Here is a 25635-nt window from a genome sequence, read left to right on the forward strand (position 1 = left end):
GCGTCAGTCACGCGTCGGCATACATCCTCCCTCGCTCAGGTCCGGGCACTCGTGCACGAGTGGCTCGCGACGGTGACGCACGACGCGGAGCACCAGCAACGCGGCGCCGACGAGGGCGATGCCGCCGCCAGCGATCCACCAGAGGAGGGGGCCGCGAGCTTCGCCGGTCTGCGCTAGAAGCTCGGTTGGCGGGACCCCTGGTAGACGCACCTCAAAATTCTCATCACTCGCCCCGCACTCGCCACGAGCCACCACGTGCTCTCGGCCGTCGACGACCATAACCAGCGTCTCGACAAATCCGCCCAGGCCAAGGTGAGCCTGGCGAGTCTCGACCGAACGTGAAGCGAAACGACCCGGACCGGTCACTTCAACGCCTTCCGGATCACTCAGGTCTGGGATATCTGTCTCCGGGGCGCAACTCAGGTCACCGTTCGAGCTTCGTTGAAACGCCGCGAAGCGCACGAGAAAGGTAACATCTTCGCGCTTGGGAAACGCGCCGGTGACGATCGCCGTATCGAACATCGGCTGACCGACCTCGACCGACCCCGCCGACTCGGTACGCACCAGCGGAGTCTGCACGGTGCTGGTTTCGCCGGGCAACCCGCACTCTCCGGTGTGCAGCACCCGTTCGCCGTGTTCGTCCCGCTGCGAGAGCTCTTCGACCCACCACACGGTGTCACCGAAGTCCGGCAGAGCCGTGATTTCGGGAGATTGCACATCGCCCGTTTCAGTGACCGCAACCGCATCCGTCGTGAACAGGAGGTTCTCGTCGGTGCAGACTGCTGCGGGAGTACCCGTCAGCGACGCCTCTCCCCGATATCCGCGAAAGACGATCTGGTGCTCGGCCCCGTCACGGGCAGCGAGCTCCCCGGTGACGGTCGCCGTGTCAGAGATGCGATCTCCCATTGCGACGGCTGCGTTTGCGTGCGTCGTGACCTCCGGTTTCGTGACGACGGTCGTCTCGGTGTCGAGACCGCACTCCCCCGTGTGGAGCGCCGTGCGTGCATCATCCTGGATCAGCCACAGCGTCTCCACCCACCAGATTGCGCCCGCCCATTCGGGCTCCGCGATCACCTCTGGTGACCGCACTTCGCCTGGCCCCGAGACAGGAACTGGGTCGGTCTCGAAGAGCAGATTCTCGGCCGTGCAGACCGCCGGGGATTTACCAGACCGATCAGCGTCATCGTCACTCGACTCAGCCGAGCCGCTGGAGGCCCGGTATCCCGCGAACGTCATCTCCCAGCGTGCGCCTGCGTTCTCCGCGATGCCGCCCGAAACGATCGCGGTGTCGGTGATGACCGCACCGGCAGGGGACGTTTCGACCGCAAGGGTTTCGACGACCGGCATCCCAACATTCGTCGTCTCATTCTCAAGACCGCACGCTCCGCGATGCAGCACCTCGGGGCCGTCAGACGTTTCGAGACGGAGCGTTTCAACCCACCAAATACGTGTTCCCAGTTCGGGCGTCGCGACGACGCTCGGAGAGCGCACCTCGCCGACGTCGGTCACCGGCACAGCCGCCGAACGAAACACGATATTCGCGGCGGTGCAGGTTGCCTCAGCTGCCCATTCGCCGGATTCGGTCTCCGGAGCCCGGTACGCGTCGAACTGCACGGAGTATTCCGCGCCTTCCGCGAGTGCCCCTGAGACGATTGCGACGTCGTAGATTTCGTCACCGAGCACGGCATCGCTGAGCGCCTGCGTCTCGATTCCTGGTTGGTCGATTTTCGTCGTCTCGTTCGCGACTCCGCATTCGCCCTCGTGCACCAATGTTCCGGATGAGCTCACGCGTTCCACCCAGTGAATGGTTCCCGAGGATCGCACCGGAGTCTCCTCAGACCGCACCGTCCCGGCACCGGGCACGTCGATGTTCGCAGACGTAAACACCGGCTGAGCCAGACAGCGCTGCTCGGTCGAGAGCGCCGCGAGTTCTTCAGCGCTCCAACGCTCCGGATCTTGCCGCTGCTCCATGACTGCGTCTCGCCCCTGCATCAGCACAGGGTTTCCCTCGGCATCCGTCCGAGGGATGCCATTCGCAGTGACCGCTTGCTGAGGATACGGGGTGCCGTTTGCGGCAACCCCCGTGGTCGGGGCACCAGCAGCATCCGTTGTGGGAATTGGTTCGCCCGCAGCATCTCGAAGGGGCTTCCCATCGGCATCCGCCCACCATTCGTGCCAGAGCGGCACTCCCGACTCCGGATCTTCCGCTTGCGCTTCGTAGGCCGCACCGAGTCTCGGCTTCCACGATGCATCGTATTTCACCGCACCGACCTCCGGCTCGAGGTACGCCACAAATTCTGCTGTGGCCTCCGGCCACATGCGCAAGCGTGTTCCCGGCTGCTGCGTGACGATCAGTTCGTCGTACATGACCCCACCGACCGTTGCAGCAGCAAGCGCATGGGAGGCCGCAGTCGGCGGTGCGAGCGGCGGCGGGACATCGTGAGCAGCCTCGGCGAAGCGTCCGGTCAGGTCCGATTGTGTCGAGCTCCCGGTGGCGACCACGATGCGCTGCCCCACCCCACCTGAACTCGTAGAGGTGTTGTACACATCGAGCAGCGCATCCCAGCCGCGAGCGCCCTGGGCAACCCACGAACCCGAGGCGCGAAGTTCGCCGGCATCGGCGCTGGCGGTCACCCGTTCGGTGCCACCTCCTCGGCCTGAAACGGCGAGTCTCGCTGCTCCGTTGCGATCAAAGGTGCCCCCGGTGACCGACACTGAAGTGGTACCTGCGGGATACGTCAATCGGAATTCGAGGCTTTCTGCCCCGCCGACCCGTGTGAGACCTAGCGTCCCGGTGACCGGCCGTGGCTTCGCCGGCGGCACGGCCGCGTCACGTGCTTCCGCATACAGTCGATCGGATGCCTGGATCAGATCTTGCCCACGAGTCGAGCTCTGCAGCACGCCGATCAGACGGTCGAGCGTGGCATTGCCCGGTTGAAAGCGCTCACGCATTCGCCAGATCGTCAGTTGCACTGCGGCCGCGGTCCACGCATCGCGCGTCTGGCCGTGCTGATCGATCAGGTAATTCATCTGCCGGATTCCGCTAGTTTCCATGAATGCCGGAAACCTGCCCTCTCGGCCGAGCAAATACGACAGCCTCCCGGCTTCGGAGATCACGCCCGATGGTTCCCCCATGGAGACTTCGACGCAGTACGCCCGCGTGCCGTTCGGCATCACGAAATTGCTGATCGTCACTCCCCCGGGAAACGTGACCTGCTCCCCTCGGGGCACGGCTTCTGCCACCGCAGGAGTTCCGGCAACGCCCACAGTGATCATCATCACCGTCACGAGCAGAGCGCCCAGCATCCGGGCACCGCCACTCGACCTCCGCCCTTTCCTGCGCACGAACGATCGGCGCCCCTTCCCAACGAATCGTGGGCGATGCAACATGTGATGCTCCTCTCGAGGCCGCGACAACACCGCACCATCCGGGCGGCGTGACGGATGGCGTGGAGCGATCTTCGCCGAGCACTCGAGCTGCGTGCAGGAGCTATCCACACCCCGACGGCACCGCATGCTTGCGCACCATGTGCGGGCGTGCTATCATAGATTTTTGTGCCGCGGGGTGGAGCAGTTCGGTAGCTCGCCGGGCTCATAACCCGGAGGTCGTAGGTTCAAATCCTGCCCCCGCAACGATGAGAAAGGCCCCTGATCTGGGATTCAGATCAGGGGCCTTTCGCTGTTTACGAACGGATGCAGTCACTCACTCGCATTCGTTGTGCTCTCGACAGCGCCAGTGTGAGCGGACCACTTGTCGTCCGCAGATTCGACCGCGCAGAGACAGCTGGAGCCCCGAACGAATGCCATCGTTGGGGCTCCAGCTGTCGGATCAGACGCCCGCTACTCCGCCGCGAGCGCGTCCTCGAGCGCCTGCTTGGCGCGCTTGTCAGCTTCGCCGTACGCGGCCCAATCGCCCGACTTCATGGCTTCATCGCGGGCAGCGAAGGCCTCCTGCAGGTCCTTCAACGACGCGTCCAATGAAGGCTTGGAATCTCCACCCGAGTTGCTGCTGCCGGTGTCACCGGTACTCGGCGTCTCAGGATCTTCCGTGGTCGGTGTGGTTCCCGTGTCACCGGCATCCGCGCCCGAGTTGCCGCCGAAGAGTGCGTCGAGCGCCTCATCGAGCGTGTCCTCGAAGGCGATCTGATCACCGAACGATACGAGCACCTTCTGCAGAATCGGGAAGCTCGTGCCCGACTTCGCTTGCACGTAGACCGGTTGCACATAGAGCAGCCCCCCGCCGACCGGCAAGGTCAGCAGATTTCCACTGATCACTTCGCTCTCGCCCTGTCGCAGGATGTTCAGCAGGTTCGACACGTTCGAATCGGTCGTAAAGCTGTTCTGCACCTGGCCGGGGCCTGGAATCGGGTCGCCCTTCGGAAGCTGCAGGAGTTTCAGCGTTCCGTAGTCCTTCGACACTTCTCCGTCGCTCGATCCGGCATTGGAGTTGGCAGCCAGATAGCCCGTGAGGATGTCTCGCGAACCCTCGCCCGTTTGCGATGGGATGTACGTCGAGTAGATCGAGTAGTTCGGCTCCGCATCCGCGCCTGCCGCGAGCGTCAGGTAATACGGCGGCTGAGCGAATTTCTGCGCGCCGGCGGACGCACTCGATACCGGGTCATCGGGAGTGCGCCACTTGTCTTCTGCCGAGTAGAAGGCATCAGAGTCGGTGACGTGGTACTCGCCGAGCATGGCGCGCTGCACCTTGAACAAGTCGCTCGGGTAGCGCACGTGGCTGAGCAGATCACCGCTCATCTCAGACACGTTCTTGAGCGTGCCCGGGAAGATCTTGCCCCACGACTTCAGGATGGGATCTTCGGTATCCCAAGCGTAGAGCGAGACGGTGCCGTCATACGCGTCGACCGTCGCCTTGACCGAGTTGCGAATGTAATTGATCGGCTTGCCGAGCGGATCGCGCTCCTTGTTGTCGGCGTCGACCGTCAACGCGTTCATGTCCGATTTCTCTGAGTACGGGTAATTGTCAGAGGTCGTGTAGCCATCGACGATCCACACGATCCGCCCATCGACCACTGAAGCGTACGGTGCCTTGTCGATCGTCAGATACGGCGCCACCTTCTGCACGCGGTCGACCGGGTTGCGGTCGTAGAGGATCTGGGAGCCGTCAACGACAGCGCCCGAGAGGAGCACCTCCATGTCCTGGAATTTCAGGGCGTAAATGAGCTTGGTGAAGATGTTATCGAGCACCGGACCGCCGTCGCCGGAGAACGTCGTCATGTTCTGACGCCCGCCTTCCTCGGCGATTTCTTCACCATCGGGCGCGACCTCGGTGGTTTGCTCCTCGGTAGATTGCTCAGACTCGGCGGCATCGGGCTCAGCCGGGGTCGCGTCTTCTGCTGAGGCCTCGGCCGTGCTCTCCGCGTCAGCGGGGAAGTCAAGCTCGATTGCCTTCGACCGCTCCCCGCCGACGATGGAATACTCGGGAGAGTCCATGCCGAAGTACACGCGAGGTTCGAACTTGCCGAGCTTGCCGCTCGTCGGGATGCCGTTTTCGAGGAACACGGGTTCACCGCCCGGCGAGCGCTGATTGCCGAATGCCGCGACGAGCCCATACCCGTGGGTGTACACGAGCGTACGGTTGTACCAGCCGGTCTGATCCTCGATATTGATGTCGCGGATCGCGGACACGGTGTCTTCGACCTGGCCGTCAATCTCGTAGCGGTCGACGTTCAGTGACGTCGGGAACTGGTAGTACTGGCGAATCTGCTCGAGCTGGGAGAACGTCGGCGAGACGACCTCGGGGTCGATGATGCGAATGTTCGCCGTCGTCGTCGCGTCGTCGCGCAACGCACCGGACTCGGCATCTGTCGATGCGTCGTAACGCTCCACCTGCACGTCATCGATACCGTACGCCGTGCGCGTGGCCGCAATATTGCGTTCGATATAGTCGGCTTCGAGGCTCTTCTCGTCGGGGCCCACCTGGAACTGCTGCACACCCCAGGGGTAGCCGATGCCGAGCACGATGCTCGATGCGAGGAAGAGTGCGGTACCGATCACCGGGAGTCGCCACTTGCCGGTGAAGGCGGTGACGAGGAACAGGATCGCGACGATGATCGCAATGCCCGCGAGAATCTGCTTGCCCGGAATCACCGCGTGCACATCTTGGAAGAGCGCACCGGTGCGGATGCCGCTCGAGCCGGTCAGGGTGCGGTACTGATCGAGCCAGAGGCTCACCGCCTGCAGCAGCAGGTAGAGGGTGGCGAGCACCGCGGCTTGAATGCGCGTCGCCTTCGATACACGCACATCGCGACCGGCGAACGCGATGCCTCCATACAGGTAGCTGGTCGCGACGCCGGCGATCAGCGCGAGCAGTGTCGCGGCTGACGCGAACGCCACAATGCCCTGCAGCATCGGCAGATTGAAGAGGTAGAAAGAGATGTCGAGGCCGAATTGTGCGTCTTTCTCGCCGGTTGCCTCACCGTTGATCCAGAGCAGCGCGCTCTGCCACTGCGTGGCGGTGCTGAACCCGCCGAACAGGCCGACGACTGCCGGGAGCGCCCACTTCACCAGACGCCTCAGCGGCTCGAAGAGCTCCTGATACCGATCGAGTTGCGCGGTGAGGCGTGCATACACCGGACGGCGTCGATAGGCGATGTCGATCGCGAGGAACACGGGCACGGCGATGCCGAGGAACCCGATGACAAACATGACGCCCGCCGCGACCCACTGGGTCGTGAGCACGGGCAAGTACCCCACTTGGCGATACCACATCACTTCGGCCATCACTGCGGCGACGGCGAGGAAGCCAAGGATGAGAGCCACCACCAGCATGATGGTGATGGCGAGCGGCGAGAGTCGGCGCTGGCTGGTCGCCTCGGCCGATCTATTCGGGTCGGTCACGTCTTCGTTCACTTTCCTGTCCTGAGCGCACCCGAGGGGTGCCGGGCGGGGTGGATCACTTCACCCTATCGGGCGGGGCTGACAAAACCCGAGGTCAGTATCTCTGGCGACGCGCGACTACTGCGCGATCGCCGTCGCCGCGTTGCAGCGCTCAAGCCCGGCGGGGGTTCCGCCGTCGGCAGCGAGCTGCACCGCGTCGATCGCCTCGGAGAGCGTGGCGACCGGTGCGACGTTCAAGCCGTCCGGAACGTGCTCGGGCACGTCGCTGCAATTGCCGATCGGCATGAGGAACAGATCGCTCTCGGCCCTCGAAGCCGCCCACATCTTCTGCTCGAGGCTCCCGATCGCACCGACCTCTCCGGTGTCGGCCATTGTTCCCGTGCCGCTCACGGTCATACCGTTCAGCAGATCACCCGGCGTCAGTCGGTCAACCATCGCGATCGCGAAGACCATTCCGGCGCTCGGCCCGCCGATGTCTTCGAGCTCGATGTCGACGGGACTGGGCAGATCGTACGAGATGGAAATGGTCGCGCCGATCAACGGTTCCGAACCCCCGCTCGGTACGGTGGGCGAGAGATCAACGGTCTGCGATTTCCCCTCGCGTTCGATGCTGATGCGCATGGTGCCGCCGGCCCCAGTATCGGCGGTGCGCTGCCGCAGCATTGCGAAATCGACGACCGCGTCGCCGTCGACCTCGGTGATGCGGTCGCCCTCGCGAAGCACGCCATCGGCGGCGCTCCCCTCCGCGACATTCGCCACGGTGAGTTCGACGCCTACTGGTTCGCCGAGCTCCCGAAATGCCGCGGCGGCTGCGGTCGCCTGCGAACTCGACATGAGCACCGTGTTCTGCGCCTGACGATCTTCCGAGGTCTCGCCGGTCGCGTAGAAGTCAGTGAGCGGCGCAATCCGCTGGGATGGATCGAAGACCGCGGGAAGCAGGGAGAGCCAACTGCGATGCTGCTCCGGGCTCCCCAGGATCTGCACCGTAAGCAGGTTCAGCGTGCCAGTCGTCGGATACGTCTGGGCGTCGCCAAAGTTCAGTACCGGTGATGCGGAGCCATCGATCTCGACTTCGCCGAGGGTGTTCACGACCGGACCGGGACGCTCGATGGCGTAGGGAGACGGAATCGCTCCGGCGAGCAGCACCGGGATCGCGATGGCAAGAGCCACCCACAGCCGCCGGTTGCCCCGCGCAGCGCGCGTCTGACCAACCTGCGATCCGGGGTTCGCGCCCACATCCTGCTTGCCCAACTCACTCCTTGATGCCCCGTGCTGTTCGCACTCGGCGCAATGGAAATCGCCGTGCGACGGTCAATCTAGCAGGCGCATCTGAGCACGGTGCCGTAGCGTTATTCAGGAAGCAACAACGGAGGGGCGGCCATGAGCGCGAACGACCACGACGGCGTCGAACGACCGGATTCCGGAGGCGATTACGAAGAGCTGCAGCGCATTCTGCGCGACATGCTCTCGGGCACCGGGGCGACGCCTCCCAACGGGTTCGATCCCGAGCAATTCGCCAAAGCAGCCGGCATCCCCATCGATCCGCAGACGCTCCAAGGGCTCTTCAGTACCCTGCAGGGCGCCATGCAGCATCCGTCCGAAGAGATCGACTGGTCGGTCGCTCGGAAGACGGCGATCGAGGTGGCAAGCGACGGTGCCGGTGCCGGCGATCCGGCCGCTGCGCTTCGCGCTTTTCCGGTCGCAGCACTCTGGCTCGACGAGGCAACCGATCTCGGCCCCACGCCCGACGCCCAGCGCACGCTTTCCCGTATCGAGTGGGTGCAGCAGTCGATCGACACCTGGGTCGGGCTTGCCGAGCCCGTCGCCGAGTCGATCACGGCCGCTCTGGTGAACGCGCTCGAAAGCCAGATGCCCGAGGAACTCAGTGCGGCACTGCAGGGCGCGACGCCGGTGCTCCGCAGCGTGGGAGGCGCGTTGTTCGCCGTGCAGTTGGGCACGATCGTCGGTCGACTATCGGGCGAGGTGGTTTCTGCGGGCGACATCGGTATTCCGCTGCTCTCCGGCGATGGACGCGAGGGCGGCGCACTGCTGCCGGCAAACGTCGCGGCATTCGCGGAGGGGCTCGATCAGGATCCCGAGACCGTCACGCTCTATCTCGCCATTCGCGAGCTCGCCCATGCCCGGCTCTTCCGGCATTCGAAGTGGCTGCGCCTGCATCTCCTGAGCGCGATCGGCGACTATGCGCGCGGCATCCGCATCGATACCGACCGCATCGAGGAGATCGCGCGCGATATCGATCCGTCGCACCCCGAGCAGATCCAAGAGTTGATTTCGAATGGTGCCCTGATCCCTCCGAAATCTGAGTCGCAGGAGGCAGCCCACGAACGTTTGGAAACGATGCTCGCCTTGATCGAGGGATGGGTCGACGTCGTCACTGCCGATGCGGCGAAGCGCATTCCGGGGGCTGAAGCGGTCGCGGAGATGGTGCGTCGACGCCGTGCGACGGGTGGCCCGGCCGAGCACGCTTTCGCCGCCCTGGCTGGTCTCGAACTGCGGCCGAGGCGGTTGCGCGAGGCTGCGGCTCTGTGGCGACTGGTCGGCGAGCGCAGCAGCATTGCCACTCGCGACGGCCTGTGGGCGCACCCTGACCTGCTGCCGACGTCTGTGGAACTGGATCACCCGGCGCAACTGCTCGAACGCCTCGGACTCGCGGGAGCGACTGCGGATGCCGCCGTCGATGACTTCGATGTTGCGCTGGCTCAGCTGCTCGATGGGTCGCTGCCGCCGCATGCCGGTGGCGAAGACGGGGAGGATCACCGCGACGGCGACGAGCCGCGCCACTGAGGTTCGGCTCGTGCGGCGCATCCGTGATGCGCTCACACTCCAGCGGATGAGGGCGTAACCGCGCGTCGGGCCGCGCGACCTGTGCATAACTGAGTTTCGCGCTGTTGGAGCACCCACACTGCTCATATGCAGGCATCACAGCGAACTCCGCAGCGCATCCAGCTCATCACCGATGTTCCCGTGTGCTGGGAAGATCCGCACACCTTGCGCTGGGGGTTCGAACGCGCTGTCGCCCGACTCCACTCCCCCAGCGCCGGCCAGCAGCGGTTCGTAAGTGCGCTCCGTCGCGGAGTGGATGCGGACCGGCTCAACATCGAGGCGATGATGGTCGGGGCCACCCTCACAGATGCGCGCGCCGTGATCGACGCGCTTGCACCGGTGACCGTCGCTGTCGAGACCGTCGCTGTCGAACCCGTCACAGACGGGGCAGAGGTGCAGACCCCGAGCGCTGACGCACGCAAGCTCCAACCGAGCGCCCTCAGAGCTGTCGTGTGCCAGGGCGCCCGCCCCTCACCTGCACTGAAGTTCGGGTTGCTCGCGTGTGGGGTGCGCATGATCGCAGAATCCGAAGGAATCGACGATTCGAACTGGCTCAGAAACCCCTACGCCGGAGTCGGTGGGGCATCTGACCGGAAGACCGCAATCGCGCACGCCGACACGGCAAGGGAGGCAGACCTCGCCGTTATCGTCGAACGATACTGGGATCCACTCGCGCGCGCCGATCGATGGGCGATGCGCGGCATTCCGCATTTGCTGGTTCGCTTTACTGATCGCGCTGTCGTCGTCGGCCCGCTCATCGTTGCTGGCCGCGGGCCCTGCCATACGTGTTTGACGCTGCACCGCGTCGCAGCCGACGGCGCCACTGCCGCCTTAGCCGCCCAGCTTTCCGCGTCTGCAGTTGCGAGCGAGCGCGGCGACGCCGCAGTGCTGGCGGCCGCGCACATTGCCGACTACGTGCGCCGTTGGCTCGCGCACGACCCGTCAGTGCATCTGACCCAGACGCGTATCACCAGCCCCGAGGCCCTGCACCAGGCCAGCATCGATATCGAAACGGTTTCCGCCCATCCCGAGTGCCTCTGCACGACGTCGCCGATCTCGGCAACCGCTTCGCGGGGTCGTGATGCACCGCGAGAGGCCATCAGCGAATAACGCCTAACCCCCTGCGGCGACCATTCCGGCTTCAGCGATGAATCGTGAGGGCTGGCGTCTCGATCGCGCACCGCCCGCAACGCCCGAGAGCCTCAACAGGTCGCGCGCTCGGGTAAAGGCGACATAGCAAAGTCGACGTTCCTCATCGATGGCGTCTTCGGTGTCCGAGTGCGCGATCGGCAGCAATCCCTCGCTCAGCCCGACCACGTGCACGAGCGACCATTCCAGACCCTTTGCCGCGTGGATCGCGCTCAGGGTGACCGCTTCGACGGTGGGTTCGTGCTGCATCCGCTGGCGCGCGAGCAACTCCTCGCTGAACTCGCGAATACTCGTGCCCGGGGGCATTTCGTCGACCAGGCCGAGCAGGGCTCCGAGCGCCTCCCACTTCTCCCGTTGCGCAGCACCCTCCGGTGCTTTGGCGCTCCACCCACCCGAGCGCAGCACGTCGCTGACGATCTGGAAGAGCGGCCGGTCATCAGCCACTTTCGCCTCGCCGCGAATGAGCATGACGGCCTGCCGCACGTCGGCGCGTTCGAAAAACCGCTGGGCACCGTGCACGCGGGAGCTGATCTCGAACTGGCGCAGTGCCTCCTCGATCCGCGCCGATTGCGCATTCGTGCGATACAGCACGGCGATCTCTGAGGCCGGCGTCCCCGAACGAATTGCTGCGGCGATCGACCCGGCAACGGCCGCGGCCTCGTCGTGTTCGGTGGCAAACCATTCGAATGTCGGCGCGGCCACGCCGCGACCCGCTGCATCGTCACGAGCGGCTCGCAGGGTGAGCGCCCCGGGGCGATCGCGCATCAAGCGGTTGGCAATACGCACCACCGGCTCCGTGGATCGATAGTTTCGTTCCAGGCGGATCTCGCGCGCCCGAGGGTACTCGCTGCGGAATCGCAGCAGGTACCCGCTCGACGCCCCGGCGAACGAGTAGATCGTCTGGCTCGCATCGCCCACGACGCACAGATCGTCACGGTCGCCGAGCCACACTTTGAGGAGCGCGTGCTGCAGCGGCGAGACGTCCTGGTATTCGTCGACGGTGAAGAACCGGTAGCGCTCGCGCACCTGGAGCGCGGCCCGCGGCTCAGCTTCCAGCATGCCGGTCATGAGCACCAGCACGTCTTCGAAGTCGATCTGCCGTCGTTGTTCGAGCAGCGACGTGTAGCCCCGGTGCACGTCGAGAAGCTGTTCGGCGGTCAAGCCTTGCGGCACGGGTCTGCGATCGAGGCGCTCGGCATAGGCATCGATGCTCAACATGCTGGTCTTGCGCCACTCGATCTCGGAGGCCACGTCGCGAAGCGCCTCACCCCCGAGTCGGAAGCCGAGCGATTCGACGGTCTGCGACAGCGCCGCCACTTTGCCGGGCAGCATCTGCGGTGCCGCGCCGCCGACCAGTTGCGGCCAGAAATGGTTCAATTGCGCGAGTGCGGCGCCGTGAAAGGTCTGCGCGCGCACGCCTTCGGCACCCAAGCCGCGAAGTCGCCCCTGCAACTCCCCCGCGGCCTTGCGGGTGAACGTCACCGCGAGCACCCGTTCCGGGTCGTACGCGCCCGTCCGCACGCCGTAGGCGATGCGATGCGTAATCGCGCGCGTCTTACCTGTGCCCGCACCGGCGAGCACAGCGACCGGCCCGCGCAGGCTCTCGGCGATCTCTCGCTGCTCTGGGTCGAGCGCATCGAGGATCGCGTCAGCGTCAGTGCTCACGGATGTCCTGTGGGGTGCGGTCGTCGCCCTCGGCCACCCATCGATCGATCATCCAGCGGGCGATGGACAGCGGCATCGGCAGCGTCAGATCGGGAGCGGGATGCTGCAACTCCGCGCGGGTGAACCACCGCAGCTCGGAGATTTCGGCCGGGTCGGCGACCAAGTGCTGCGGGTCGGCCCCGGAGGCGAGCCGCGCTCGGAATCCCAGCATGAGTGAGCGCGGGAAAGGCCATGGCTGCGAGGTCACGTACGTGATGTCGTCGAGCCGCACGCCCGACTCCTCGAATACTTCGCGGGCGACGGCTTGTTCAAGTGATTCGCCGGCTTCGACGAAACCGGCGAGCAGTGAGAAGCGTCCGGTTTCCCAGAGCGCATTCGAGCCCAGCAGGATTCGGTCTTCGTGCTCGATCAACACAATGACCGCGGGGTCGGTACGCGGAAAGTGCTCCCCGCCACGCGCGTCGAGCCGGGCCCAGCCGCCTTGCACCGGCGCGGTCAGTGAACCGTCGCGCGGAGAGAAACGCCCGGATTCATGCCAGCGGAGCAGCGCCGACGCGACCCCGATCGCCTCACGTTCGGCATCGGACAATCGAGCCCCGATAAGGAATGGGTGTACCCACTGCGCCTCGGGGTGACCGGTCGGCGACTCGGGAGCAGCTTCGCCCGCCTCCACCGTCTCCCCCGAGCCCTGCGCAGGAATCGCCCGCGCGAATACCGGAGCTCCGTCGATTCGCCCGACATAGACGTCGGGAGTCGATTCAGGGGCCCGGGTGTGGGTCTCGTTCTCCGCCGCCCCGGGAACATCGAGTGCGCTCGGCACGGACCACGCGATTGCAACCGACTCGTTCGTGTCGATGACCGGAATCTCGACACCGCGCATCATCAGGAGTCGTGCGGATGGATCCGACATCGCGGAGCGCAGCAGTTCCGGGTCGAGACGCGTGGCAGCGTCACGATCGAGCGCTCCGCTCGCCAGTGGTGGCCGATCCGAGGTCATGAGTTCCCCTCTCGTGCGCGGCCCCCGGCGACCGGGGATCGCGTCGCTGCTTAGAGTTGCCAGCGGGCTGCGACTCGGTGCGCGTGGCGCAGCGGCATGACCGTCGCGCGTGCATACCCTGAGTACATGGCCAGCATCCCTTTCACTCTAGCCGCGCTGTCGACCTCAGCGGTGCCGGGACTCACGGTGTTCGGCGTCCGCGAGTATGAAAACGACGATACGTTCGTCGCAGCGGTGGTCGTCACGGAGGATGCCGAGTTGCTCGTGCGGGTGCCGCGCACTCAGCACGCGGAGGTGCAACAGTCTGCTGAGCTGCTGGGACTCGCGGCGCTCACCGACGGGCCGCGCAGTCGCCTGCCGTTCGCTGTGCCGACCACGATGGGGTTGACCCGAGCCGGCGATTCTCGCGCGGTCGTGACCACGCACCTCGATGGTGCGCGGTTCTCGACCGGTGATCTCACCGACGACGCGATTTTGCTCGGCCCGATCGCCGAGGCCATCGCTGCCATCCATGAACTTCCGATCACGGTGGCACAGAACGGGGGCCTGCCGGTGCGCACCGCAACCGATCTGCGCCTGCTCGCGACGCGCCTCGTCGATCGCGCCGACGCCACGCGATTGCTGCCGGAGACCGTGCGTCGCCGGTGGACGCACGTGCTCGAGACGGCGGACCTCTGGGACTTCACTCCGACGATGGTGCACGGTTCACTCGATGCCGAGCTCATGCGCGTGGACGACGACCGGATCACCGCCGTGCTGGGGTGGTCGGAGTTGGCCGTCGGCGATCCCGCGTCAGATCTCGCCTGGTTGCTCGAGGGAAGCTCCGACGTGCTCGATGCGGTCATCGCACGCTATGCGCGCGCGCGAAACAGCGAGTCGCTGGCCCACCTGCGGGCCCGAGCGGCGCTCTACCACGAGCTTGAGGTCGCGCGATGGCTGCTCCACGGCACCGAATCGCATGATCAGGCCGTCATCGATGATGCCGTGACGATGCTTGACCGTCTGGTGGGCACGGGCGGCGCGCTCGGCGCCGCGTTCACCGCGGCGGTTGCGGCGGCACCGCTCGACGCCGCCGAGGTCATCGCACTGCTCTCGCAGACGCCGATCATCGACGAGGCGCACTCCGATACTGCGGCGTTCGAGGGTCTCGATGAGGATCGCATGTTCGGCGTCGACACCGACTTCATCGAGCCGCTCACCGAACCCGGCGACGCCGCCGACTCAAGGGATTCGAACACGACGGATGGCACCGCGACCGACACCGAATTCGGCACCGACACCGCAGCAACGGGCACCGATGCGAACGCGACTGACGTGATCAAGGGCATCACCGACGTGATCGATCCTCTCCCCGCGAGCGGGTGGGCCGCAGCCGATAGTGATCATGACGCGCAGCTCACGGCCCCGATTGACGACGACGATCTCCCTGCGGGCCCGCCGCGGTAGCGAGACGTTTCACACTGGCGACGGCGCCTCCGCGACGTCGCCGGCGTGAAGCCGCGCTGCGGCGTCGAGCCAGATCTGCTCGAGTTCCGGCAGACTGCGAAGCGCGCCGCCGGTGAGTTCGACTCCCTCGGCGACGTAGAACAGTGCGACATCGATCTGATCGGGTTCGATGCCTGCCCACTGCGCATACGCGTGCCGATACAGGTCGAGCTGGAAGAACCGCGATGCGCGTTCGGCTTCCGTGCGTGGTGAGCGACCAGACTTCCAGTCGACGACCTCGACCCGGCCGTCATCGTGCGCATACACGGCATCCAGTTTGCACACGAGTGTGCGCCCGGCGAACGGCAGCGTCACCTCCTGTTCGACGGCGATCGGGGTGAGCGGCGCCCACCGCGACTGCTCGAAGCGCTCGATGAGTGGTGCGAGCTCGGCCGCGTCTGGATCGGTCTCTTGCGGGTCGGCGTCGAGCGAGCGACCCTGGTCCCAGACGAGGTCATCGAGCCCGACGAGTGCCAGTTCGGTGCCGCGCGCCGTGGTGGCGCGTCGCTCGACCCACTCGTGGAATCGGTTGCCCACTCGGGTGCGGCGATACGGGCGCTGCGGAATCGGACGCAGTCTCGCGCGTTCTGCGGCCCGCGGATCTTCGACGAATTCGTGGAATGTCGACGCGGTCAGTCGTTCTGCGGGTGGCGCCACCGCGGCCATCCCCCGTTCGGTCGCTGCACGTTCGGCGAGCAGCAGACGAACTGCGGGGTCGATGTCGTCGGCGTCTTCCGGGCTCCCCGCAACCGTTCCCGCTGACGTGCCACGCGTATTCGCATCGTTCACGTCGCGCGCACCGCTCGCATCGCGCGTATCTGCAGCGTCGAGCGCCGCACGCACTCGGTCAGCAGCGGCGAGCACGGCCGGCGTTCGCGTTCCGAGCGGGTCGAGCGGCCACTGCAGCGTGAGCTCCTCGCGTTCGCTCGGATCCGCGTCGTGTTGGGATTCCACGGGAAGCCCGGCCAGCAGGCCGGCATCGACGAGCTCGACCATGAACGGTGACGGGGTGCGCGGCCGGATCTGACCGCCCCAGAACGAACCGGTGAGCAGCAATCGATCGGCGGCGCGCGTGACGGCGACGTAGGCCAGCCTCCGCTCCTCATCGAGGTGACGCACTTTCAACGCCTCGCGATACTCCGCGATGCGGTCGCGGAGCTCCTGCTGCGTCTCCGAGATGCGCCAGTTCAGCGAGGGTCGCGCCGACGCATCACCTCGCAACTCGTCAGGAATCTGGCCCGTGCGCAGCCACCCGGCACCCGTGCGCGCGGAGCCTGGAAACTCTCCGGTGACGAACCGGGGAACAGCGACCAAATCCCACTCCAGCCCTTTGGACCCGTGCGCGGTGATGAGCTGCACGGTGCCTGGAGCGGGAGCGGCAACGTGCTCGGCAGCGTCGTCGTTCTCTGTAGCGCGTTCGATCCATTCGAGCAGCGATGGCAGCGTGCCGATCGTGTCGATCGCAAGGTAACCCTCGACCAGCGCGGTGAACGCATCGAGGTTGGCGTGCGCCGCTGAGCTGCCGGCATGCGGGCCGGCTTCATTGGCGTCGAGTTCGATATCAATGCGCAACGCGTGCACGGTCGCGCCGATCAGTTCAGCAATACTGCCGCCGACGCTCTGACGCAACGCGGCGAGCATGCGCCCAGCATCGCGCATGCGCTCTCGACCGACTGCGCTGATGTTCGACAGCGCGCGGTGATCGAGTCCACGCATGCCGGCGATCTGGTCGAGCGCGTCGATGAGGGTGTACGTGCGGTCGGGGTCAGGGAGCACCTGGTCGGGCGCACGCTCTTCGGGAGTCAAGGGGCGCTGCGTCACGTCACGCTCCCCGAACCATCGCGCGGCTTCCCGAAGCCCGGCGATGTCGGCAACTCCGATGCGAAAGCGGGGGCCGGTCAGCAACCGGATGAGCTCGCCACCGGCGTCTGCATACCAGAGGCATCGCAGCGCACTGACCACGTCGGTGACCTCGGGGGTCGATAGCAGGCCGCCGAGACCGACGATGCGCGCCGGCACGCCGACCTCCGCGAGTGCGGCGGCGAACGCCGCCATCGACCCGCGCGTGCGGAAGATCACCGCGGCTGTGGGAAGTTCGCCGTGCGCTTCGACGTGCTGCAACCGTGCGTCGCGCATCCATTCGGCGACCGCAACACGTTCCTCGTGCACGGTCTCGGGATATCGCCATTCCACGCCGCCGCTTCCGGCTCCGGGCCGAGGCGCCAGCACCGGGACGTCAATGAGCGATTCGGCAGCGAGCGGCCGCGCAATGGCGTTCGCGATATCGAGCACAGTTTTCGGGTTGCGCCAGCTTGTGGAGAGCGTCAGGGTCGCCGGTTCCGACCGCAAAGCCCTCTCCGGTTCGTGGCGGTCTGCCCCGTCGACCTTCCGCGGAGCAAAATCGGCATGGAATGATTGCAGACCCTCAGCGGAGGCGCCGCGCCATCCGTAGATGGACTGATGCGGGTCACCGACGGCCATGACCGACCCTCCCGAAAAAATTCGTGAGAGGAAGCGCGTCTGGCCGACCGACGTGTCTTGCACTTCATCGAGCAGCACCACGCGGTGCCGACGGCGAAGCACTCGCCGTGCCTCTCGCGACTGCTCGATCGCCTCGGTGGCAAGCGCCAACTGGTCGGGGAACTCGATGACCCCGCGCTGTTGTTTCTCAGCGGCATACGCTCGAGCCAGGCGTGTGATGAGCGGGGTTTCGGCAAGGCTCGCCACGGCGTCTCGCACCGGTGCGTACTGCTTGCCGCTCGGCTCGCGCCCGATCTCGTTCTCGTTGTACGGGAGGTGAATGACCCGCCTGAATTCTTCGACCACTCGGTCGACACGGTCAAGCGAGGTGAGGTTGTCCGCGACCGCGTGGTCGAGTGCGAGCAAGTGGCGAACCAGTTCAGGCACCCGCAACTCGCTGTCGATGAGCGCAGGGTCGTGACTCGTGAGCACGACCTCGCGTGCGATGCGCCAGGCCGTCGCTTCATCGATCACCGATGCTCCCGGAGCTACTCCGGCAGCGATGCCGAATTCTTGCAGCACCCCGGCTGCGAACGCGTTGTAGGTGCTGACCTCTGGAATCTCGAGCCCGTCGGCGAGCAGTGCTTGGAGTTCACCGGCCCGCTCGATTTCACCGGGTTCGAGGGTTCCGCGTTCCTCGGAGTCGCGCAATCGCTCCGCAAACACCGCCAGGCGCAGTGAAATGCGCTCGCGCAGCTCACCGGCGGCCTTCCGGGTGAACGTGAGGCCCAGCACCTCGTCGGGGGCGGCGAGGCCATTCGCCACGAGCCAGACGACGCGATTGGCCATCGTCTCGGTCTTGCCGCTGCCGGCGCCCGCGACGACCAGCGTCGAACTGCCGAGCGGGTGCTCGATCACGCCGCGTTGCTCGGCCGTCGGCACCAGTGGAGTCGACGGCGGTACCGCGAGAATTTCAGCGATGCGGGTCGCGGAGAACACCGGTTCGCGTTGTGCATCAGCGGTCATGCGCGGCTCACCGCCGGGATCACATGCAGGCGGCAGTTGCCCGGCTGGTGCGGGTCTGAGCAGTGGTGTTCGACCCGTGCGGTGAAGCTCCCGCCCGCCATCACACGGGCGACCGCCGACACCCGTTCCGCAAAGGCGTCGCGGGCTTCGTCGGTGAGCGGCTGCTGCACACGCTCGATGAACCCTTTCTGTTTCGCCGCGTCCGGGTGCACGTAGAGCAGACGCGCGCCACCGCTGCGCGCTGCCCCGGTCTCGAATGCACCGAGCAGCACCCCGAGCTGATAGGCCTGCAACTGCGCGTGCTGTTCTGAAGCTGGACCACTCGGTGGCGTGCGCCCGGTTTTCAGGTCGAGGACGGTCACTTCTTCTGCACCATCAGCGGTCTCCCGTCGTTCCAAACGGTCGGCGATGCCACGCAATTCAGCGCGGTCGATGCGCACCTTGAATGCCGCCTCGGTTCCGATGAGCTCGCGATCTGACGTCGTGAACTCCTGGAGGTAGGCGGCGAGCCCGGCGGTCATCGCGCGCGCGAGACGCTCGGTGCGTTCGGCTTCCCAGGGGGCGACGAACGGCAACTTCGCCCACTCCTGCTGCACGATTTTCAGGAGCGCATCGGGGTCGGGCTCGGTCGCCGTTTCGAATGCATGGTGCAGCAGTGTGCCGAGGCTCGCCTGGACGCTGCCCGATCCGCCGCCCAGACTGGAGACTGCCCAATCGAGTGGGCACGTCTCGGCACGTTCGAGCTGCGATGGGCTGACACCGACCGTCGCGTCAGGGTCGGCTTCGAGGTCGGTGAGCGGCGCGCTGGTGCTCGGGGGGCGGACTCCGTACCAGTCATCGGGGTGCGCCCCCGGCACCTCCGCGCGCGCCAGCGCGACGAGCGTTGACTGCGCCTCGGTATCATCTGCATCCGTGACCACGCGGCGTCGCATGGCCGCCACCTGCCCACGCAGCGTCAGGCGCGTGCTGGGCAAACCGACGACCACGTGCTCACGACCGAGCCCGAAGAATGCGCTGGGATGCTGCTGCTCGTCGCCGATCGCGACCACCAGCAGTTCACCGCGAGCCCGCGCACAGCTGTGGGCGAACAGGCGCAGCTCGTCATGCATCGTGTCGCGTCGGGAAGGCGCGGTCGCAGCCGCACCGCGCAGCCAGCGTTCGAGGGCTGCCGTGCCCAGCAGCGAGCCGCGCGAGCGCAAATTGGGCCAGGCACCGTCTTGCACCCCGACCACCGCAACGATCGAGAATTCGCGCCCGATCGCTCCCTGCGGGGTCGTGACGGTGACTGCGGCGCGCTGGCTGCGCTGCGCCAGCGAATCTTCGGGCACCGTGCTTTCGAGCACATCGCTCAGCAGCGCGTCGATCGGCTGAGCACTCGCCGATTCCTCGTGTCGCTGCAGGGCGTAGAAGAGGCCCATCACCGCATCGAGCGAGCGGTGGGCGTCGTCGGCCCGTGCGCCTCGCGCGTCTAACGCGTCGGCCTGCCATGTGGGCGCGAGTCGCGTGCCGTCCCACACCGCCCAGAGCGTTTCGCGAGCCGTGCCTCCGGCCTCACGCACGCGTGTAGCCGCCTGGGCGATCAGACCGAGACGGCGCAGTGTGCGACCGCCGGCGCTGTCGACGAGGGGTGTCGCACCGGGAAACGCGAACGCATCGAGCACGAGCGCGTCAATGGGCTCGGTCGCCCGCGATGCAGCAGCAGCGTCTCGGCGTTCTTGGAGCAGCAGAGCGCCGCGCAGTCGACGCACGGCGACCGGATCGAGGCCGCCGATGACCCCGCCCGCCAGCCGCATGATCTCGTCTGCTGTCAGCGTTCGAAAGCCCAGTGCGTGCTGCAGCAACTCCACGAGTTCTCGGACGATCCGATGCTCGCGCAGTACCAACCCCCCGGATGCGATGCCGGTGGGCACTTGGTGCACCGCGAGCGCGCGAGCAACGCGCATCGCCTCGCCACGGCTGCGACAGATCACCGCCATATCGTTCCAGTCGACGGCTGGCCCACCGTCGAGGCCGAGATGCCGCGCGCGCAATCGGTGCGCGATGATGCCGAGTTGCTCAGCCGGCGACTCGGCACGGGCGAACTGCACCGCATTCGCCGCCGCCGACGCGGCGCCCGCTGCGTCAGGAGACGCTGCGGACGGAGTCGTTTCGGGCGATGCCGCCTCAGCGGCCCGCTGCGCGCCGGCACCGGCTGTACCGATGCGATCGGTGAGCGAGCGAACGAACCTGCGCAGTGTTGCGTGCTGCCGATGCACCCGATCGAGCGTCACGCACGCTTCATCAGGCACGCCGGCCGCGGCACGTGATCGCAGTTGCTCGGGAGGGACGCGTCGAGCCAGAGCTGCGTCGACGCCCGCGAGTACGCCTGCGCGCTCGCCCTGGAATGCCCCTGTCGCGATGTCAGGGTCGCCGAACACGACGATGCTGCTGCCGGCTTCGGCGCACGCCGCGAGCAAGGCGAGTGGCCCTTCGCCGAGTTCTTGCGCGTCATCGACGAGGATCAGGCGCGGCACCGCGAACGCCTGCCCCGAAGCGTGTGCGTCAGACCGCACCCCGTGTGCGCGAATCGCCGCTCCCGCAGCACGGAGCAAGGCGCTGGCGCTCGACTCCCCCGCGCGCGTGGCAAGAAGTCGGCGCTCGACCGCGTCGATGAGCTGCGCGGCGACCCGCCACCGCGATGCGAGATCGGCGTCGGGGGCAAGCGAGTACGCGGAGTCGCTCGCAGCGGCACCGTCGAGCGTTGCGAGCAGCTCCGATGCCTGCAGCCCGTAGTCGTCGAGCACGCGCCCCAGGTCGCGCAGCTCGGCACGAAACGGAGCGGTCGCGAGCACCTCCGGAATGAGACCAGCGGCCGCTGCTGCGGCAGGGGCATCGATCTCAGCGATCACCTCGGCGATCACCTCGTCGTGCACGGTGCCGGTCAAGAGACGCGGGGCCTCGGTGCCGGCAATCGCGTGTTCACGCGCAAGCACGGCGAACCCGAATGACGCCGCGGTACGCACCGGGGTGCCGCCGAGGGCGCGACCGATGCGACGCTCGACCCGGGCGCGCAGATCGGCGGCCACCAGGCGGTTCGGGGCGATCGCCAACACATCGCCTTCGCCCCACCCTTCACGCTCGTGTGCCTGACAGAACGCCTCGACGAGCACCAGCGTCTTGCCGCTGCCGGGAGCACCGAGTACGCGGGCGTGCTGCCCGGGTTCGAGGAGCGTCACGAGATCGCGTGCGTGCACCTGCGACGGGTCGAATTCGGTCATATCGTCAGCCTACTGAGCGCCGCCGACAATCTCGGTGCACCCGTTCTGAGGCGGCCGACCAGCGTGCGGCGGGCGGCTATCGCCGGGTGCATCGGTGCGCTGCTGGCGAACGCACCGCTTCACCGGGCCGGCTCGGTGCGCACCGCCCGTAGACTCGATTTCAGACGCATGTGGCGATCCCGCCACCGCACTTTCAGGAGGCCCCGTGGAAATCCGCATCGGTATCAAGCACTCTCCCCGTGAACTCGCGTTCGACACCGACGCGAGCGCGGATCAGGTGCGCAGCAGCATCGAAGACGCCGCGTCGAAGGGCGACGCGCTCGTGTCGTTCTCGGACGTCAAGGGCCATCAGTACCTGGTGAACACGGAGTCGATCACCTACGTCGAGCTCGGCGGCGAAGGCGGCCGCAAGGTCGGCTTCATCAGCTGACGCGCTCGTCACGATCGCCCGAGACCTGACGTCTCGTCACGACGCTGCCCGGTGAACCCCTGAGGTTCACCGGGCAGCGTCGTTTCGTGGACGGGGCCGCCTACCCGCGCAGTGCGTCTCGCACCGCATCGAGCAGTTCGTCGGCGACGTCTCGCTTGCTGCCCGAAGCCACCGCGGCGCGCTCGCCGTCGTCGGCGAGCAGATGCAGCGTGTTCTCGGTGGATTCGAATCCGGCGTCCCAACCGACCGCGTTGACGGCGAGCAGGTCGACACCCTTGCGCGCGAGCTTACGACGACCTCGCTCGAGCAGTTCGTCTTCGCTCTCCGCCGTTTCGGCGGCAAACCCGACGATGATCTGCCCGGGCCGGCGCTCGTGCACCAGCCCGACGAGGATGTCGGGGTTTTCGACGAGTTCGAGCACGGGAGCCGAGCCGGGCGCGTCTTCCTTGCGGATCTTATGTTCGGCGACGTTCGCGACACGGTAATCGGCGACGGCCGCGGCCATGATGATGGCTTCGGCACCCGCGGCGGCGGCGCGAGCGGCGGTCTCAAGTTCGGCGGTCGTGCCGACCGGCACCACGCGCACGGCGGCCCGATCTCGCACCTCGTCGAGCACGGCGTTGTCGATGTTGGCGGCGAGGAGCACCACCTTCGCTCCGCGATCCGCTGCGGCAGCGGCAACGGCGACCCCCTGCCGGCCGCTCGAACGGTTGCCCAGGTAGCGCACCGGGTCGATGGGCTCACGGGTTCCGCCGGCGGTCACGAGAATGCGCAGCCCCGCCAGGTCTGGAGTATGGACCGCGCCCGACGTATCGATGCGCGCCGAGTCGAACGCCTCGGCAGCGGTGGTCTCGAGGGGCGCTTCCGTCGCGATCGTCGGTGCGGCAACCGTCGGCGGCGCGTCGACGAGGTCCGGGTGATCCGGCGCATCGGTCGCCTCAGCCGCATCTTCGACCTCGATCGCACCCGACAAGAGTTCGCGCACGCGAGCGGCAATGGTGTCGGGCTCGCTCATGCGCCCCGGCCCGGTATCGGCGCCGGTCAGCCGCCCCGACTCCGGCCCCACGAAGTGCACGCCGCGCGATCGCAGAATCGCCACGTTGTCTTGCGTCGCCGGGTGCTGCCACATCTCCGTGTGCATCGCGGGCGCCACCAGCACCGGTGCACGCGTCGCGAGCAGCGTGGTGCCGAGCAGGTCATCGGCGAGGCCCGCGGTCATGCGCGCGAGGGTGTTCGCGGTCGCGGGCGCCACGACGATCAGATCGGCGTGCTGACCGAGCGCCACATGGCGCACCTCGGGCACATCCTCGTGCACCGACGTCGTGACCGGATTGCGGCTGATCGCCTCCCACGTTGGCTTTCCGACGAACTTCAGGGCGTCTTCGGTCGGCACGACGTGTACCTCGTGCCCCTCCTCGACCAGGGTCCGGGCGAGCAGCACAACCTTGTACGCGGCGATGCCGCCGGTGACTCCGAGCACGATGTTCATGGGGCCATCCTCCCATCCCCGCACCGAATCGGGATACGGCGCGACCGAGATCAGACTCGCCGCTCGAGCAGCACCATCACTTCGAGGTGGTTCGTGTGCGGAAACATGTCGAAGACGCGCGCACTGCCCACCGACCATGACGGCATGGCCGCGAGATCGCGCGCGAGGCTCTCGGGGTTGCAGCTCGAATAGATGACACGCTGCACGGGCGCTGCCTCGAGCCACTCCGCGAGCTGCGCACCGATGCCGCGGCGCGGCGGGTTCACGATGACGGTGTGTGGGATCTGCTCAGCCGGTGCGGCGAGCGCGTAGGCGGTGGCGTCGGCGACGACGAAGTCGGCTGCGATCCCGGCGTCTGCAGCGCTGCGTCGGGCCGATTCGATCGCCGACGCACTGATTTCGACACCCTGCACGCGAGGCGCTGCGGCTTCGGTGCGCGACGATCGGAGCGCGTCTCGGGCGGCGATGGCGCAGTGGAGCGCGAACCCGCCGACGCCGCAGTAGAGGTCCCAGATCGATACGGGGCGCTCGGCGACCACCCACTCGGCCGCCTGAGCGTAGAGTGCGCGTGCCACCGACGTATTCGTCTGGAAGAAGCTCTGCGGTCGCAGGTGCAGCGAGATATCGCCGAGCTCCATCTCGAGCGATGATCCGAGCAGCAGCTCCTCGCGCTCGCCCTCGAGCACCGCCTTGTGCTCGGGCAGCAGATTCACGCTGACCACGGCGGCACGCGGCACCCGGCGCAGCAGGTCCGGGAGCGCCTTGCGTAGCGTCTGCAGCGCCTGCTGCGTGCGCACAACGAAGCGCAGCATCAGCGCGCCCGAGGGCGCCAGCGTGAGATGCACGAACTTCAGTTCGCCGCGCTTCGTCGGAACGTCGTAGGGCGCGAGTCGGGTCGCTTCGAGAAACGCCCCGAGCGGCGGGATCGCCTCGCGGATGCCGGGCTCCTGGATCAGGCAGTCGCGCAGGTCGACGCCTCGTCCGTCTGGCCCGAGGATGCCGAGCGTCACGCGCCCGGCGCTTCCTCCGACGACGAGCTTCGCCTTGTTGCGGAAGTCGGCGACTCCCCCGGCAACGCTCGGCAACCACTGCGCTTCGGCAACCCGCGGCAGCAGCTCGCGGCACCGACGCTCCTTATCGGTGAGCTGTTTCAGGTACGGCGTTTCGATGAGCGCGCACGATCGGCAGCGCCCCGCCTCGAAGTAGGCGCAGTGCGGAACGGTCAGCATCGTCGCCTCAGGCGGTCAGCCCCAGGCCGTCCATGCGGCGGATGTGGTCGGCGATGAGCTCGGTGAAGACCGGCTCGACCTCGCTTGCGACGAACGGGCGGTGGTCGCTGAGCGACAGCACCGCACGCGACACGAGCAGGGTGTCGCCCACCAGGCGGCGCCCCCAGAGCGCGAGCCAGCTCGCGAGCTCTGCATCGGCGGCGAGGGCCTCTTCGAGCAGCGACTTCAGCTCGGGTCGACCGGTGTCGTTGCTCAGGATCGCGATGGCCTCCGTGCGGTACCCGTCGCTCAGCCCGCCCGCGAGGCTCGCGAAGAAGTCGTCGAACAGCCCGCCGACGAGGTAGAGCGACAGCACGTGCTGGTGCCAGTCGTCGGCATCGATGCGCTCGACGTACGAGTCGATCACCGTCGAGAACGGTTCCATGACGATGTGAGGCTCGTGCCCGCGCTCACGAATCTCGTTCGTGAGCTGCTGATGCTTCGCGAGTGTCTGCCCGGCGACGCGCGCCAGCACATCCTTCGCTTTGAGCGAGGGTGCTCCTGCAACCGCACGCGTGGCGGCCTCGTAGAGCTCGAGCTGCAGATAGGCGGTCAGCCCGAGAAACGGCAGGATCGCGGGAGCGAACTCGGCGAGCTCGACGCGCTCGGTGTCGCTGTCGTCACCGCGCGAGCGCAGTTTACGCTGCGGGGCGCTCTTTCGGCGCAGTCCTTTGATCCACTCGAACACCCTGTCAGCTTACCGTCGC

The 25635-nt window shown here is 66.8% G+C and carries 14 protein-coding genes and 1 tRNA gene; 5 read left to right on the forward strand and 10 right to left on the reverse strand.

Annotation, left to right across the window (positions count from 1 at the left end):
* Positions 1–3: 3 nt before the first annotated feature.
* Positions 4–3306, reverse strand: a complete 3303-nt coding sequence (locus tag CH42_RS11765; RefSeq protein ID WP_193392087.1) for a hypothetical protein — start codon at positions 3304–3306, stop codon at positions 4–6.
* A 253-nt stretch (positions 3307–3559) separates the two neighbouring features.
* Between CH42_RS11765 and CH42_RS11770 the strand changes: the two genes are divergently transcribed.
* Positions 3560–3633, forward strand: a tRNA-Met gene (locus CH42_RS11770).
* Between the two features lie 207 nt (positions 3634–3840).
* Here CH42_RS11770 and CH42_RS11775 read toward each other — a convergent pair.
* On the reverse strand, positions 3841–6870 hold the full coding sequence (locus CH42_RS11775) for a UPF0182 family membrane protein (protein ID WP_156322544.1): 3030 nt from the start codon (positions 6868–6870) through the stop codon (positions 3841–3843).
* 105 nt (positions 6871–6975) lie between these two features.
* The gene (locus CH42_RS11780; protein WP_239684031.1) at positions 6976–8109 is read right to left on the reverse strand and encodes a YlbL family protein; all 1134 of its coding nucleotides are present in this window, start codon (positions 8107–8109) and stop codon (positions 6976–6978) included.
* A 129-nt stretch (positions 8110–8238) separates the two neighbouring features.
* Between CH42_RS11780 and CH42_RS11785 the strand changes: the two genes are divergently transcribed.
* Positions 8239–9663, forward strand: coding sequence for a zinc-dependent metalloprotease (locus tag CH42_RS11785; protein WP_053353318.1), 1425 nt, complete (start codon positions 8239–8241; stop codon positions 9661–9663).
* A gap of 126 nt (positions 9664–9789) precedes the next feature.
* Positions 9790–10812, forward strand: coding sequence for a hypothetical protein (locus CH42_RS11790; RefSeq protein ID WP_053353319.1), 1023 nt, complete (start codon positions 9790–9792; stop codon positions 10810–10812).
* A gap of 3 nt (positions 10813–10815) precedes the next feature.
* Here CH42_RS11790 and CH42_RS11795 read toward each other — a convergent pair whose 3' ends face one another.
* On the reverse strand, positions 10816–12516 hold the full coding sequence (locus CH42_RS11795; RefSeq protein ID WP_053353320.1) for an ATP-dependent helicase: 1701 nt from the start codon (positions 12514–12516) through the stop codon (positions 10816–10818).
* Positions 12506–13513 (reverse strand): NAD(+) diphosphatase, encoded by a 1008-nt coding sequence (gene nudC, locus CH42_RS11800; RefSeq protein ID WP_053353321.1) that lies wholly within the window; start codon positions 13511–13513, stop codon positions 12506–12508. Before nudC ends, CH42_RS11795 begins: the two co-directional genes overlap by 11 nt.
* A 126-nt stretch (positions 13514–13639) precedes the next feature.
* Between nudC and CH42_RS11805 the strand changes: the two genes are divergently transcribed.
* Positions 13640–14959 carry a phosphotransferase gene (locus tag CH42_RS11805; RefSeq protein WP_053353619.1) on the forward strand — a complete coding sequence of 440 codons (1320 nt, stop codon included), beginning with the start codon at positions 13640–13642 and terminating at the stop codon, positions 14957–14959.
* A gap of 9 nt (positions 14960–14968) precedes the next feature.
* Here CH42_RS11805 and CH42_RS11810 read toward each other — a convergent pair whose 3' ends face one another.
* Both CH42_RS11810 and CH42_RS11815 read right to left on the reverse strand, forming a co-directional pair.
* Positions 14969–18484, reverse strand: coding sequence for an ATP-dependent DNA helicase (locus tag CH42_RS11810; protein WP_053353322.1), 3516 nt, complete (start codon positions 18482–18484; stop codon positions 14969–14971).
* Positions 18481–21741, reverse strand: coding sequence for a PD-(D/E)XK nuclease family protein (locus CH42_RS11815; RefSeq protein WP_053353323.1), 3261 nt, complete (start codon positions 21739–21741; stop codon positions 18481–18483). The genes CH42_RS11810 and CH42_RS11815 overlap by 4 nt, the downstream gene beginning before the upstream one ends.
* Before the next feature lie 205 nt (positions 21742–21946).
* Between CH42_RS11815 and CH42_RS11820 the strand changes: the two genes are divergently transcribed.
* Positions 21947–22171 (forward strand): DUF3107 domain-containing protein, encoded by a 225-nt coding sequence (locus tag CH42_RS11820; RefSeq protein ID WP_053353324.1) that lies wholly within the window; start codon positions 21947–21949, stop codon positions 22169–22171.
* A 100-nt stretch (positions 22172–22271) separates the two neighbouring features.
* Here the strand turns inward: CH42_RS11820 and CH42_RS11825 are convergent, their stop codons facing one another.
* Genes CH42_RS11825 through CH42_RS11835 form a run of 3 tightly spaced genes read right to left on the reverse strand, consistent with a single transcriptional unit; the run spans position 22272 to position 25616 of the window.
* The gene (locus CH42_RS11825; RefSeq protein ID WP_053353325.1) at positions 22272–23660 is read right to left on the reverse strand and encodes a bifunctional phosphopantothenoylcysteine decarboxylase/phosphopantothenate synthase; all 1389 of its coding nucleotides are present in this window, start codon (positions 23658–23660) and stop codon (positions 22272–22274) included.
* Positions 23661–23710: 50 nt separating this feature from the next.
* Positions 23711–24889: a methyltransferase domain-containing protein gene (locus CH42_RS11830; RefSeq protein ID WP_053353326.1), complete on the reverse strand. Its 1179-nt coding sequence runs from the start codon at positions 24887–24889 to the stop codon at positions 23711–23713.
* A gap of 7 nt (positions 24890–24896) precedes the next feature.
* The gene (locus tag CH42_RS11835) at positions 24897–25616 is read right to left on the reverse strand and encodes a ferritin-like fold-containing protein (RefSeq protein ID WP_053353327.1); all 720 of its coding nucleotides are present in this window, start codon (positions 25614–25616) and stop codon (positions 24897–24899) included.
* Positions 25617–25635: the final 19 nt, after the last annotated feature.

The organism is Leucobacter musarum subsp. musarum, assembly GCF_001273845.1.
Taxonomy (GTDB): domain Bacteria; phylum Actinomycetota; class Actinomycetes; order Actinomycetales; family Microbacteriaceae; genus Leucobacter; species Leucobacter musarum.

Excerpts from the sequence above, each read along its gene's own strand:
- CH42_RS11815 (WP_053353323.1), bottom strand. The coding sequence starts at position 21,741 with ATGACCGAATTCGACCCGTCGCAGGTGCACGCACGCGATCTCGTGACG.
- nudC (WP_053353321.1), bottom strand. The coding sequence starts at position 13,513 with ATGACCTCGGATCGGCCACCACTGGCGAGCGGAGCGCTCGATCGTGAC.
- CH42_RS11830 (WP_053353326.1), bottom strand. The coding sequence starts at position 24,889 with ATGCTGACCGTTCCGCACTGCGCCTACTTCGAGGCGGGGCGCTGCCGA.
- CH42_RS11790 (WP_053353319.1), top strand. The coding sequence starts at position 9,790 with ATGCAGGCATCACAGCGAACTCCGCAGCGCATCCAGCTCATCACCGAT.
- CH42_RS11810 (WP_053353322.1), bottom strand. The coding sequence starts at position 18,484 with ATGACCGCTGATGCACAACGCGAACCGGTGTTCTCCGCGACCCGCATC.
- CH42_RS11785 (WP_053353318.1), top strand. The coding sequence starts at position 8,239 with ATGAGCGCGAACGACCACGACGGCGTCGAACGACCGGATTCCGGAGGC.
- CH42_RS11805 (WP_053353619.1), top strand. The coding sequence starts at position 13,640 with ATGGCCAGCATCCCTTTCACTCTAGCCGCGCTGTCGACCTCAGCGGTG.
- CH42_RS11765 (WP_193392087.1), bottom strand. The coding sequence starts at position 3,306 with ATGCTGGGCGCTCTGCTCGTGACGGTGATGATGATCACTGTGGGCGTT.
- CH42_RS11825 (WP_053353325.1), bottom strand. The coding sequence starts at position 23,660 with ATGAACATCGTGCTCGGAGTCACCGGCGGCATCGCCGCGTACAAGGTT.